Origin of the sequence: Wohlfahrtiimonas chitiniclastica DSM 18708 (assembly GCF_000375345.1) — a bacterium.
GTDB classification, from domain to species: Bacteria; Pseudomonadota; Gammaproteobacteria; order Cardiobacteriales; family Wohlfahrtiimonadaceae; genus Wohlfahrtiimonas; species Wohlfahrtiimonas chitiniclastica.
Genome location: NZ_AQXD01000001.1, coordinates 1 through 12,405, shown reverse-complemented (window position 1 = coordinate 12,405; position 12,405 = coordinate 1). Strand labels below are relative to the sequence as shown.

The window sequence follows — 12,405 nt, the reverse complement described above, 5'->3', positions numbered from 1 at the left end:
CTATACCAAATCTGATGAAGGGTTCTTTTATGAATGAACTGGTTACTCAATACGTTTTATATTTACAATACATTGGCGTTGCCATCGTCATGACCGTCGTTTTTGGCTTCATTTATCTCAAACTTACGCCCTTAAAAGAGATCAAGCTCATCAAAGAGGGTAACATTGCGTGTGCCATCTCCTTTGGCGGTGCGCTCATTGGCTTTTGTTTAACCATCACCTCAAGCATGAGCACCACTTTAACCTTAGTGGGCTTTTTGATTTGGTCATTGCTCGCCACCATCATTCAGTTATTGGTCTATTTTGTGGCCACGCGCATCGTGAAAAATGCCAGCATCAAATTGGCGAACAATAACATCGCTGTGGGGATTTTATTTGGCGCATTTTCCATCTCAATTGGCTTAATCAATGCGGCGGCATTGAGTTAATTCACCGATCATTTAAGGAGTTTACATGGGCTTAGGACGTTTTATTAGAAAGCAATTCATCGATGTCATTCAGTGGCCAGAACCGGATCCTGCCCTGTTGATGTGGCAATTTCCAGTGGATGATCAAGAGATTCAAAATGGCGCTTCCCTCATTGTGCGTGAGTCGCAAGTGGCGCTCTTTGTCAATGAAGGCAGATTGGCCGATGCATTTCCGGCGGGCTCTTATCAGCTCACCACCAATAACTTGCCAATTTTGACGAATCTACAAAATTGGAGTCGCTTTTTTGAGTCGCCCTTTAAGTCAGATGTTTACTTTTTCAACACCAAGCAACAAATGGCGCGCGGTTGGGGTACAGCGCAACCGATCACCATTCGTGACAATGAATTTGGTTTAGTCTCCATCCGAAGCTTTGGCACTTATAGTTATCGCATTGTGGATGTGAAAAAATTCTTCACAGAGATTGCAGGCATCACCGATGCTTTTTATGCCCATAAACTCGATGATCAATTGCGCAATGTGTGTGTCACTACGCTCTCTTCGATCCTTGGCAATAAAAATATCCCCTTCATTGACATGGCGGCGAATCTCTCTGCCCTCTCACAACTCATTGAAGAGTCACTACAAGCAAACTTTGCCGCCCTTGGTCTACAATTGGAAGGCTTTTTGATTGAAAGCATCACATTGCCACCTGCCCTACAAAAAACATTGGATGAACGCATTTCCATGGGCATCATTGGCGATCTTTCTAAATATACGCAATATCAAATGGCTTCAAGCATTCCATTGGCCGCGCAAAATGAAGGCGGCGCCGCTGGCGTTGGCATGAGCATGGGCGCAGGGCTTTCCATGGGGCAAATGATGGCAGAAGCCATGAGCACTCCGAAAAGTGCACCACAAACAAACGCCGCACCTAGCAATCCTCACACCGCTAAGCTCAGCCAGCTCAATGAATTGTTGCAGCAAGGCTTAATCACCGCTGAAGATTATGAAAAAGCCAAAGCGGAAGTGTTAAAACAACTGATCGGATAATCATTCATGGCCATTGTCTTCTCTGCTGCATGCCCAAGTTGTGGCGGGCAAGTTTCCATTCACTCAAAAACCGCAGTGATGGCAGCCTGCCCTTATTGCCAATCGAACTTGATCCTAGGGGATCAAGGCTTAACGTTATCGGGCGTGCATTCAGCGATTTTAGAAGACTTCAGCGCCATTCAGATTGGCGCGCGCGGCACCATCAAAAATCAATCCTTTACCGTCATTGGCCGCTTACAAGTGCAATATCAAGGCGGCACATGGAATGAATGGTACATTCAATTAAGCGATGGCAGAACCGGCTGGCTCTCGGACAGCAATGGCCATTATGTTTACTTAGAATCTGTCGAGATTCCGAGCAATCATCGTTTGCCAGATTTTGAGGATGTTTCTGTGGGCTCCGTGATCCGCATCACGCAAGCTTCTGACATTTTTTATGCCTGTGACATTCGCACCGCTCACATCCTCAAAAGTGCTGTGCAAGGCGAACTGCCCTTCATTCCTAAACAAAATGAAGTGATTAGCGTGGTGGATGCCCGCACCACACATCAATTTTTAACCCTTGATTATAAAACCGATCACATTGAGCTTTTTATGGGGCATGCGGTGGATTTCACCAAACTCAATTGGCAAAATCTTCGCACTGAGCGAGAGATGCAAGAGAGCAGCGGCAAAATCAAAGGCTCCACCGAAGAGAGCAAATGCCCAAATTGTGGTGGCACTGTGCAATGGCTCAATGGCGTGGCTGAACACATCAACTGTCGTTATTGTGGCTCTGAGCTGACGATTGATGACAACATCGCCAAAATCATCAAAGCCCACAACATCCGCAATCTACAAGCCAAACGCATGGCGCTACAAATTGGGCAAACAGCGAACATCAATGGGCAAACATGGACTGTGATCGGCATGATGAGCCAAACAGAACTTGATGGCGATGCCACAGAGCTCTATGTGCAAAATAAAATGAAAAAGGAGTTCATCCCCTTCACCCATGATGAATGGCATGAATACCTGCTCTTTTCTTTCCCGGATCAATTCATGTGGTTGGTGCAAAGCTCGGATGATGATTGGGCAATGGCCAAAACAGAAAACACATGGCCAAAACTCAATACACGCTTGCAACCTTTAACACCATCGGGTCGCACGCTGGATAAACTCTACACTTATGGCGGCGCGGTACAATATGCGGTGGGCGCGTTTTATTATCAAGTGAGCCCACAAGACACCACTTTTTATGCCGATTATGGCACAGAGCACAATAAACTTTCGCTGGAGATGACGCCCGATGAAATGAGTTTTAGCAGCGCACGCAAACTATCGAATGCCACATTAGAGAGCTGGTTTAAAGCCTCCGGCGGCGTACAAAAGCTAAAATTACCGAAAAATACTGGCACTCACAGCAATCGAGAGAATATTCGCAATACGTTATTGGCCATCTTTGGGGTGCTCAACATCCCCATATTTTTCAGCAGCCCTTTTCAATTTTTCATCTCGATCTTCATTGTGATGATTTTACTCAATGCCATTGACCGAGATGAGGATTAATTCATTATGAAAACTTTATATTTTTGGTATGGCGTGATCATCATCATTGTGGCCACTTTGATTAACTATGGCACCGTCAGCAGCAGCCGCAGCTACTCCTCCGGCGGATTTAGCACCTACTCCACCGGCAGCTGGCACAAATAATGAGCACACATTCTCCCCATGGGCAGCATGCCATTTTAGATTTATATGGTGTCATCGCTGATGATTTAATGGATGCTGTGATGATTGAGGCTGCCCTTCTCAATGCGGCGCAAATCCTCAATGCCACTGTTTTGCAGTGCCACATGCACACATTTGGTGAAGGCATGGGCGTTACGGGTGTTTTGCTACTCGCAGAATCTCACATGAGCATTCACACATGGCCAGAAGCGGGCTATTGCGCCATTGATGTTTTTATGTGTGGGCGCATTCAACTCAATGATGCCATTGAGGCATTGCTTCATGCCTTTGCCCCAACGCATCATCAATTGCATATTTTACAACGTGGTCATTCTGGTTGATGACTGTCCCATGCTTTTTGCCAAAAGTCGGCATGATCCACAATGTCCGAGGATTCAAATGCATCTTTACGCAGCAATAGAAAATCAAAAGCGGCTTTAAAACGAGGATGATGCAAAATTTTATTCACGCCGCCACGATTTTTACGAGCTTTAACATGAGTTAAGCGGAATTGGAACTTCCATAAATCCGTCATCTGTGCACTGATGCGCTTAGGAATCATGGTGAATTCCTGCTGTTTACGAATGATCTTATCGGCAGCAATCGTACTCGCTTCATTCGGCGCAATGTCATCGGCGAGCAACACATGATATTCATCTAAAAACGGTTCCCACAATAATGCAGAATAGAGGAAATATGTGGATGCACCAAAGCCATCATTGATGCGATTGTCAGAGTTGTGTAACGCCGCGATCAATAGATGATCCTCAGGGTTGCCAAGCTCGATCAATGCGCGCTCCGTTTGCGGGAAAATCTGGCTGAATAAATGATAATGACGCAAACGTAAATAGACTTGATGCCCATAACCGTTGAGCATGAGTTTGACCACTTCATCAAACATACGTGCCGCAGAGACCGTTTGCAATAAATAACCCATGTCATTGATGGCATTGATGAGGGTCTCTGGCATGGTAAAACCGAGCTTGACCTCAAAGCGCACTGCACGCAACATGCGCACCGGATCTTCACGAAAACGCTTAGCAGGATCGCCAATTAAATTTAATTGACCCTGCAATAAATCTTCATAACCATTGGTAAAATCAATCACCTCATTACGAATGGGATCATAATAGAGTGCATTGATGGTAAAGTCGCGACGCACTGCATCATCTTCGATGGTGCCATAGACATTGTCACGAATCAAAAAGCCATCATCGCCCACTTTGCGATCTTTGTGTTCTTCGTCATCGTCTGAATTGGCACGAAAAGTGGCCACTTCAATGATGTCGCGCCCAAATAAAATGTGCGCTAAACGAAATCGTCTGCCCACAAGGCGACAATTTCTAAATAATCTTTTGATTTGTTCTGGGTGTGCATTGGTGGCAATATCAAAATCTTTGGGAGATTTTTTCAATAAAATATCGCGCACAGCACCGCCGACGATGTAGGCTTCATAACCTGCATCCACTAAAGTTTGGACGACCGAAAGGGCTTGCTTTGAAATGAAGCGTCTTGTCAATCCATGTTCTTGCGCTGTATATATTTTTTTATTCACACTGAAGACTAATAATAAGAAAGCCTTTCTGCAATAGAAAGGCTTGTAAATTGTACAACTTTGGTAATAAAACGATTAACGTTTTGAGAACTGAGTTGCGCGACGTGCTTTGCGTAAGCCAACTTTTTTACGTTCAACTTCACGCGCATCACGAGTTACATAACCTGCTTTACGCAATGCAGAACGGTTCACTTCATCATACTCAATCAATGCACGAGTTAAACCGTGACGGATTGCGCCAGATTGACCTGTTTGACCGCCACCGACAACAGTAACGTAAACGTCAAACTGTTCAGTTGCATCTAACAATTCAAGCGGCTGACGTACAACCATGCAAGCTGTTTTACGGCCGAAATATTCGTCTAATGGCTTGCCATTGACAACGATATTGCCTGTGCCTTTACGTAAGAAAACGCGAGCTGCTGAGGTCTTTCTACGACCTGTACCATAATTTTGGTTCACTGCCATGATTTATCTTCCTTAAATTAAATGTCTAAAACTTTAGGTTGCTGTGCAGCATGAGTATGTTCAGGACCAACAAAGATCTTGAGTTTACGGAACATATCTCTACCTAAAACGTTTTTCGGCAACATCCCTTTAACAGCGAATTCTAAAACGCGCTCAGGGTTATTTTCTAACATTTTTTCCAAAGAAGTTTGTTTTAAATGTCCGACATAACCTGTGTGCTTGTAATAAATTTTTTGTTTCATTTTATTACCAGTCACACGTACTTTTTCAGCATTCACAACAACAATATAATCACCTGTATCAACGTGAGGTGTATATTCTGCTTTATGTTTGCCACGTAAACGCTTAGCAATTTCAGCTGCTAAACGACCAAGTGTTTTACCTTCTGCATCGATCACATACCATTCACGAACAACGTCAGCAGGTTTTGCACTAAATGTTTTCATTGAAAACTCCAAATAAAAATTAATCTCTAACTAAAAGTTATCTTCTAATATCTTTAGGATGAAAGAACCGAAGTTCTCATCCCGTTCACCCCAAAGCCTTTCTGAAAGACAACCACCGTTAGGGGTCGCTGGTAAACGATCGCAACATTTTACTGTAATTGAGGGATTTTTCAAGCCCTATTACACCTTTTGCGCGGGAAACTCTGTGGCATTGTTCATGGCAATGGCAAGTTCATCACGCATGCGCGCCTCTGTTTGGGCATCCCAGGCAAAGAAATCTTTCATGTACGCAATGACCCCTTCTTGCTCTTTAATCGCTTCATTGATGTTAAAGAAGAGATGTCCGGTGCGACGAATGATGAAATCGCACGGCGTCATCACGCCTTCATGGTTCAATGCATACCATAAACGCAATTGTGTCAAGCGGCTCAAAGCTTCTGTATCTTCCACAGGATGCGCTTTAAACTCATCGATCATGACATCAGAGTTTGTGCCATAAAACTGAGCTAAAAATGCACCTTCTGATTGCGTTAAACCGGCTTCTTCTGCCTTTTTCGCTTGAGATTGAATGAAGGCCTGAAAATGGCTTGAGCCGCCCACATCACCGCCAGAGATTGGCTGATTTTTTGTCATGCATGGCTTGAAGTTCAAACCATAATCTTTTTGCAATAACTCAGCCACTTTATCCACAATCTCTTCTGCCATGTGGCGATAACCCGTTAATTTACCCCCAGCAATGGTGAGTAAACCTGTCTCAGATTCCCAAATCTCATCTTTACGGGAAATTTCAGAAGGATTTTTCCCCTCTTCCCAAATCAACGGACGAATGCCCGCCCAAGACGATTCCACTTTATCCTTCGTCAGTTGCACCGTCGGGAACATATAATTGACAGCTTTAATGATGTAATCACGATCCTCTGCCGTGGCCACAGGATGCACTTTATCCGCCTCATAAACCGTATCTGTGGTGCCAATGTAGGTTTTGCCATTTCTTGGCACTGCAAAAATCATGCGTTTATCTTTTTCTGTATCAAAATACACCGCTTGTTTTAATGGAAAATGGGCTTGATCCACCACCAAGTGAATTCCTTTAGTTAAGCGTAAATGCTTGTTATTTGGCTTTGATTTATCCTTTTTGCGGTTTTCATCCACCCAAGGCCCTGTGGCATTGATCACTTTTTTCGAGCGAATCGGGAATGTTTCACCGCTCATCACATCTTCGATCATCATGCCATTGACTTGATCTTTCTGATTGTAGGTAAATTCCACACCTTTGGCATAATTGAGGACCGTTGCGCCCAATTCCACCGCTTTTTTCATCACTTCGATGGTTAATCGTGCATCATCTGTTCGATATTCCACATAATAACCTGCGCCCACTAAGCCATCTTGCTTCACAAGTGGTGCTTTTTGAATGGTTTGCGCGCGGTTTAACATGGACTTTTGCTCATCTTTTTTCACGCCGGCTAATAAGTCATACACGCGTAAACCAATGGAGGTGGATAAAGGTCCAAATGTGCCACCTTTATGCATGGGCAAGAGCATCCATTCTGGCGTTGTCACATGGGGTCCATTTTCATACACCACCGCGCGTTCACGCCCTGAATGCATCACAACGCCAATTTGTAACTGTTTTAAATAGCGCAAACCACCATGAATCAACTTAGTGGAACGACTGCTTGTGCCGGCTGCAAAATCTTGCATCTCCACCAACGCAACTTTCATGCCGCGCTTTGTGGCATCTAAAGCAATTCCCGCACCGGTGATTCCGCCGCCGATGACTAAAACGTCAAATGAATCGCTGCGCAGTTTTTGAATGGTCTCTGGGCGATTTTTACCTGAAAATGACATGAATTGCTCCTTATAAATCTGGTTTAAATGCTTGTGTTGCATGAATTGCGCACTGCCAACCATGATACAACTTCTTGCGGTCGTTGTCGGACATTGTTGGGGTGTATTTTTGATCAAGGGACCAATTTTGCTCAATTTCTGCCTGTGATTCCCAATAGCCCACCGCTAATCCTGCTAAATAAGCAGCACCTAATGCGGTGGTTTCGCTGATCTGTGGGCGATCCACTTCCACACCTAAAATGTCACTTTGAAATTGCATGAGGAAATTGTTCATCGATGCCCCGCCATCTACACGCAATTTTGCCAAGGATAAGCCTGAATCTTTTTCCATCGCATGTAAAACATCACACGCTTGATACGCAATCGCCTCTAGCGTTGCACGAATGAAATGCTCTTTTTGCGTGCCACGCGTTAAGCCAAACACAGCACCGCGCGCTTCTGAATCCCAATATGGCGTGCCAAGTCCCACAAATGCTGGCACCACATAGACGCCTTCAGCAGAAGCAATGCGGCTTGCGTAATCTTCGGACAAATGGGCATGTTGAAACATGCGTAAACCATCACGCAGCCATTGAATGGCAGAACCCGCCACAAAAATAGAGCCTTCCAATGCGTATTGCACTTTGCCATCAATGCCCCATGCTAAGGTGGTCAATAATCCGCTATCGGATTTCACTTGGTTTTCACCCGTATTCATCAACATAAAGCAGCCAGTGCCATATGTGCTTTTTGCCATGCCTTCAGAAAAACAGGCTTGGCCAAAGAGTGCCGCTTGCTGATCCCCAGCCGCGCCTGAGATCGTCACTTGATGCCCAAAGAAGTGTTGCGGCGCTGTTGTGCCATACACTTCAGAGGATGAACACACCTTTGGCAACATATTGCGCGGAATGTTCAAGATTTCTAATAACTCATCGTCCCACTGTAAATCATAAATGTTGTACATAAGAGTACGACTGGCGTTGGAATAATCCGTCACATGGGATTGTCCACCCGTTAATTTCCAAATGAGCCAAGTATCGATGGTGCCAAACAACAATTCGCCTTTTTCAGCGCGGCGTCTTGCCCCTTCCACGCGATCTAAAATCCAAGAAACTTTTGTGCCAGAGAAATATGGATCTAACAATAAGCCTGTTTTCTCTTTAAACAATGGTTCATGGCCAGCTGCTTTTAAAGATTGGCAGATTTTATCCGTTTGGCGTGATTGCCAAACCAATGCATTATAAATGGGTAAGCCGGTTGTTTTATCCCACACTACGGTGGTTTCACGCTGATTGGTGATTCCGATGGTGGCGATCTGTTCTGGCGTGATGCTATTTTCTGCCATCACTTCTGTGACAACGGACAACACAGAGGCCCAAATTTCTGTCGGATCATGCTCAACCCAACCTGGCTGAGGGAAAATTTGGTGGAACTCTTTTTGTGCCACACCCTTAATGTTTCCCGATTTATCAAAGACAATGGCACGCGTACTGGTGGTGCCTTGATCAATTGCCATCACAAATTTTTGCATACTAACTCCTGTTGTTCCTAAAATTTTTGAGTTTTTTCGGCTTGCTTGCGCTGAGCAAAACGCAATAAATAAACGAGCGCAATGCCGCCTAATGCCAACCACACAAGGCTGCCTAAAAAGCTCATGGTATTGTCCGCCCCTTCGCGGTACAACACACCATATAAAGCAGCGCCAATCACCGTGCCCACCAAAGGACCGAGCACGGGGACAAAGGCATACCGCCAGTTTGAATCTGTTTTGCCTGCAATCGGTAAAATTGCATGCATTAAACGTGGACCTAAATCACGGGCAGGATTGATGGCATAACCTGTTGTTCCGCCTAAACTTAAGCCAATGGCCATGATTAAAAAACCCACCACTACCGGTAATAAGCCACCGGTAAACTCATTGATGCCAATGAATAAAATCGCAAACATCAAAATGGCAGTGCCGATCACCTCGCTCATGACATTATCGCGATAACTTTCAATTGCAGGTGACGTACAAAAAATGTCACGCTTTGCCGCTGCATTGTCCGTCACAGCAAAATGCGGTTTAAAATGTAACCACACAAGGAATGCGCCCAGCATCGCACCTAAAATTTGCGCAATGACATAACCGATCACATGCACCCATGGAAATTTATTGGCAATCGCAAGTCCAAGGGTCACCGCAGGGTTAAAATGCCCACCGCTATATTGTCCAACGGCATAAATGGCAAGCATCACCGCAAAGCCCCAGCCCATCGTGATGACAATCCAACCACCACCCGCCGCTTTTGAACGATTGAGCACCACATTCGCCACCACGCCACCGCCAAAAAGAATCATAATCGCGGTTCCAATAAATTCTGCAATATAACTCGGCATATGCACTCCTTATAAGATATATTTATCAACATCATAAACGATACTTATAACATGAAGTGGCAAAAATTCCGGTGCTTTTTTTATTCACTGACTGACTTCTGGCAAATAATTTGTCATCTTAAGGCAGCATTACTACAATGTCAATCTTTGAGTATAGGACGCTTGCATGAGATTTGTTTATGACACCCTGTGCGATGACCCCTTGACCGCGCAATTTTTACCCGCAAAAGATTTAACTTGCGGCAGCACGCTCATCTATCTTCATGGCGGCGGATTGATTTTAGGGGATAAAAATGATCTGCCACAAAGTTATCGTGACCAAATTCATGCCGCGGGCCACCATTTATTATTGCTCGATTATCCCTTAGCGCCAGAGGCTGATTTAACTCTGATTCATGCAACACTTGCTGAAGCCCTCGATTGGTTTTTAACCCATTATCACAGTGTGCTTAAACTCTCATCCCCAAATTATTATCTCTTTGGGCGATCTGCAGGCGCTTATTTAGCATTGCTTTTGTCCCATAAATATCCATCAATGCATCAAAAAGGCATCATCAGCTTTTATGGTTTCAGTGATTTAACACTGCCTGAACTGTCTGCACCGAGCTCTTATTATCAATCTTTCCCGACTCAAAGTGATCCCTCGTCTTATTTATCGAATGTACCTTTGGTCAGTGCTTCGGTTAAATCCCGTTATCCTTTATACATTCATTATCGGCAAACGGGCACATGGTTTGAGTCAATCTTAAAACGACCACATTTAATGGCGCAGTATTCCCTATCAAAAGATGATTTAGCACGTTTACCGAGAACCTTCATCACGGCAAGCACCACAGATAAAGATGTGCCCTTTAGTGCCTCAGAACATTTAGCGGCGCACATTCTTGATGCCACCTTTCATCCGGTTGAAAATCAATATCATGATTTTGACCGTGATGACAATAATCCCATCGCCAAAGAGGTGTATGCACATCTCATCGATTGGCTAACCCTTTCATAACCCTAGGACACACCATGCACGCAACACCTTGCCCCTGTCAATCTAAACTGACCTATGCCAAATGCTGCCTCCCTTTCCATGATGGCAGCGATTACCCTACGGATGCCGAAACCCTAATGCGCAGCCGCTATAGCGCTTATGTCTTCAATTTATGGGATTATTTAACATTGACTTGGCATTCTAGTACTTGCCCAACGGATTTTGAAGGCTCTGAAGTGATTCAATGGTTGGGTCTTAAAGTCACCAAAAGTTATCACGATGATGCTTTGAATGAAGCGTTTGTGGAGTTTGTAGCGCGTTATAAAGACCCTGTCAATCACGGGCGTGCCGATAAAATTCATGAACTCAGCCGCTTTGTGCATGAACATGAACGCTTGGTGTACATCGATGGCATTTTCTTAAAATAGCTACTCCATCGCACTGTTACGAACTCGCTTAAAACGGGCAAATCTTGGTTTTCCATGCTTTGTCAAACCGTTGTAAATAAATGCGATCGTTGTGCCAATCGCTGGTGGATGCGCTCTAAGTTCATCTGTCAGCCCCGAGCCAACATAAATTTCTGAGCCATCATTGAGCTTCACTCGTAGCGATCCCACAAGCCCTGTATATTTGCCTTTACCAGGTTTATAGCCAACTACAATGCCTTTACCTTCATCATATGGTTTCACTTTTAATAAGTGATTCACACGCCCAACGCCATATAGGGCATCTTGATGATGCAACATCAAGCCTTCTCCGCCTTTTGCCACCACCTCTTTTAAACGCTGCATTAACGCATCTTTTGAATCAACTTTTTCTTGTTCGATCATATGAACATGCGGCGCATTGAGGGTAGGAATGTATTCACGCATTTTGATCACCCGATCATGAAAGGATGCTTTCATGCTTGGTAAATCAAAAATCATGTATTGAATGTTCCGCCAACCTTCCGGATTTGAGGTGCCGTTTAAAACACTGGCCAACTCATCAAAACGGCCACGTCCCATCCACAATTCGCCATCTAAGGGCTCTGTGCCCAATGCTTCAGTGAACCAATCAGGCGCTTGATAGGCATAACCTGTTTTACTTTTAAGAGTTTGTCCATCCCAATATCCACGAAAACCATCAAGTTTTTCACTGACATAATAATTTGCCAGATCAATCTCCATATCATCTTGATAATATTGGCCATGCTGCAAGGGTTGCACGGCAAAGATAACATTAGCGAATACAATCAATAGACTGAGTAGAAATTGTGAAAATAGTGATCGATTCATCCATAAAACTCCCTAACGTTGACCAATGTGATCATAACGAGAATTTTGAGGCTGAAAAATTAATAATTTTTATCTTAGATTCAACCATCATCAAACAAATGCATATAATGATGCTATTTTTTTCAGACAAATGAAAAAGCCCTCTTCGCTTGAAGAGGGCCATTCATGTTAGGCCCTGGAGATGACCTACTTTCACATGGGGAGGCCCCACACTATCATCGGCGCAGCTACGTTTCACTTCTGAGTTCGGAATGGGATCAGGTGGTTCCATAGCGCTATTGTCTCCAGGAAAACTGGTGGTTG

General features: G+C 44.3%; 14 protein-coding genes and 1 rRNA gene. 7 read left to right on the top strand and 8 right to left on the bottom strand.

Going from position 1 to position 12,405, the window contains the following annotated elements:
* Positions 1-29 precede the first annotated feature (29 nt).
* From B143_RS0100075 to speD, 5 genes are read left to right on the top strand one after another with little or no spacing between them, the layout of a single operon-like run.
* Positions 30-428, top strand: a complete 399-nt coding sequence (locus B143_RS0100075) for a DUF350 domain-containing protein (protein ID WP_018121680.1) — start codon at positions 30-32, stop codon at positions 426-428.
* Positions 429-453: 25 nt separating this feature from the next.
* Positions 454-1,458: an SPFH domain-containing protein gene (locus tag B143_RS0100070; RefSeq protein WP_018121679.1), complete on the top strand. Its 1,005-nt coding sequence runs from the start codon at positions 454-456 to the stop codon at positions 1,456-1,458.
* A gap of 6 nt (positions 1,459-1,464) precedes the next feature.
* Positions 1,465-3,006 (top strand): DUF4178 domain-containing protein, encoded by a 1,542-nt coding sequence (locus tag B143_RS0100065; RefSeq protein WP_018121678.1) that lies wholly within the window; start codon positions 1,465-1,467, stop codon positions 3,004-3,006.
* A gap of 6 nt (positions 3,007-3,012) precedes the next feature.
* Positions 3,013-3,150 (top strand): hypothetical protein, encoded by a 138-nt coding sequence (locus tag B143_RS09950; protein ID WP_018121677.1) that lies wholly within the window; start codon positions 3,013-3,015, stop codon positions 3,148-3,150.
* Positions 3,150-3,509, top strand: a complete 360-nt coding sequence (gene speD / locus B143_RS0100055; RefSeq protein WP_008316400.1) for an adenosylmethionine decarboxylase — start codon at positions 3,150-3,152, stop codon at positions 3,507-3,509. Before B143_RS09950 ends, speD begins: the two co-directional genes overlap by 1 nt.
* Here the strand turns inward: speD and pcnB are convergent.
* From pcnB to B143_RS0100025, 6 genes are all read right to left on the bottom strand, one after another.
* Positions 3,497-4,723 (bottom strand): polynucleotide adenylyltransferase PcnB, encoded by a 1,227-nt coding sequence (gene pcnB / locus B143_RS0100050; protein WP_008316399.1) that lies wholly within the window; start codon positions 4,721-4,723, stop codon positions 3,497-3,499. The genes speD and pcnB overlap by 13 nt on opposite strands.
* Positions 4,724-4,798: 75 nt before the next feature.
* Positions 4,799-5,191 (bottom strand): 30S ribosomal protein S9, encoded by a 393-nt coding sequence (rpsI, locus tag B143_RS0100045; RefSeq protein WP_008316398.1) that lies wholly within the window; start codon positions 5,189-5,191, stop codon positions 4,799-4,801.
* Between the two features lie 17 nt (positions 5,192-5,208).
* Entirely contained in the window at positions 5,209-5,637 is a 429-nt protein-coding gene (gene rplM, locus B143_RS0100040) for a 50S ribosomal protein L13 (RefSeq protein ID WP_008316395.1), read from the bottom strand.
* 180 nt (positions 5,638-5,817) lie between these two features.
* On the bottom strand, positions 5,818-7,488 hold the full coding sequence (locus B143_RS0100035; protein ID WP_018121675.1) for a glycerol-3-phosphate dehydrogenase/oxidase: 1,671 nt from the start codon (positions 7,486-7,488) through the stop codon (positions 5,818-5,820).
* A gap of 10 nt (positions 7,489-7,498) precedes the next feature.
* Complete coding sequence (gene glpK, locus B143_RS0100030; RefSeq protein WP_018121674.1) at positions 7,499-8,998, bottom strand: glycerol kinase GlpK; 1,500 nt, start codon at positions 8,996-8,998, stop codon at positions 7,499-7,501.
* Positions 8,999-9,015: 17 nt separating this feature from the next.
* Entirely contained in the window at positions 9,016-9,846 is an 831-nt protein-coding gene (locus B143_RS0100025) for an MIP/aquaporin family protein (protein ID WP_018121673.1), read from the bottom strand.
* A gap of 166 nt (positions 9,847-10,012) precedes the next feature.
* Here B143_RS0100025 and B143_RS0100020 point away from each other — a divergent pair, with 166 nt between their 5' ends.
* Together B143_RS0100020 and B143_RS0100015 are read left to right on the top strand one after the other, a co-directional pair.
* Positions 10,013-10,846: an alpha/beta hydrolase gene (locus tag B143_RS0100020; protein WP_018121672.1), complete on the top strand. Its 834-nt coding sequence runs from the start codon at positions 10,013-10,015 to the stop codon at positions 10,844-10,846.
* A 14-nt stretch (positions 10,847-10,860) separates the two neighbouring features.
* Positions 10,861-11,253, top strand: coding sequence for a YchJ family protein (locus B143_RS0100015; protein WP_081601007.1), 393 nt, complete (start codon positions 10,861-10,863; stop codon positions 11,251-11,253).
* Here B143_RS0100015 and B143_RS0100010 read toward each other — a convergent pair whose 3' ends face one another.
* The gene (locus B143_RS0100010) at positions 11,254-12,102 is read right to left on the bottom strand and encodes a DNA ligase (protein WP_018121670.1); all 849 of its coding nucleotides are present in this window, start codon (positions 12,100-12,102) and stop codon (positions 11,254-11,256) included.
* Between the two features lie 173 nt (positions 12,103-12,275).
* Positions 12,276-12,391: ribosomal RNA gene (gene rrf / locus B143_RS0100005) — 5S ribosomal RNA — on the bottom strand.
* Between the last annotated feature and the right edge of the window lie 14 nt (positions 12,392-12,405).

Bases quoted from the DNA above. Each gene is read 5' to 3' on its own strand.
- B143_RS0100075 (WP_018121680.1), top strand. From the start codon at position 30: ATGAATGAACTGGTTACTCAATACGTTTTATATTTACAATACATTGGC.
- B143_RS0100070 (WP_018121679.1), top strand. From the start codon at position 454: ATGGGCTTAGGACGTTTTATTAGAAAGCAATTCATCGATGTCATTCAG.
- B143_RS0100065 (WP_018121678.1), top strand. From the start codon at position 1,465: ATGGCCATTGTCTTCTCTGCTGCATGCCCAAGTTGTGGCGGGCAAGTT.
- B143_RS09950 (WP_018121677.1), top strand. From the start codon at position 3,013: ATGAAAACTTTATATTTTTGGTATGGCGTGATCATCATCATTGTGGCC.
- speD (WP_008316400.1), top strand. From the start codon at position 3,150: ATGAGCACACATTCTCCCCATGGGCAGCATGCCATTTTAGATTTATAT.
- rpsI (WP_008316398.1), bottom strand. From the start codon at position 5,191: ATGGCAGTGAACCAAAATTATGGTACAGGTCGTAGAAAGACCTCAGCA.
- rplM (WP_008316395.1), bottom strand. From the start codon at position 5,637: ATGAAAACATTTAGTGCAAAACCTGCTGACGTTGTTCGTGAATGGTAT.
- B143_RS0100035 (WP_018121675.1), bottom strand. From the start codon at position 7,488: ATGTCATTTTCAGGTAAAAATCGCCCAGAGACCATTCAAAAACTGCGC.
- glpK (WP_018121674.1), bottom strand. From the start codon at position 8,998: ATGCAAAAATTTGTGATGGCAATTGATCAAGGCACCACCAGTACGCGT.
- B143_RS0100025 (WP_018121673.1), bottom strand. From the start codon at position 9,846: ATGCCGAGTTATATTGCAGAATTTATTGGAACCGCGATTATGATTCTT.
- B143_RS0100020 (WP_018121672.1), top strand. From the start codon at position 10,013: ATGAGATTTGTTTATGACACCCTGTGCGATGACCCCTTGACCGCGCAA.
- B143_RS0100015 (WP_081601007.1), top strand. From the start codon at position 10,861: ATGCACGCAACACCTTGCCCCTGTCAATCTAAACTGACCTATGCCAAA.
- B143_RS0100010 (WP_018121670.1), bottom strand. From the start codon at position 12,102: ATGAATCGATCACTATTTTCACAATTTCTACTCAGTCTATTGATTGTA.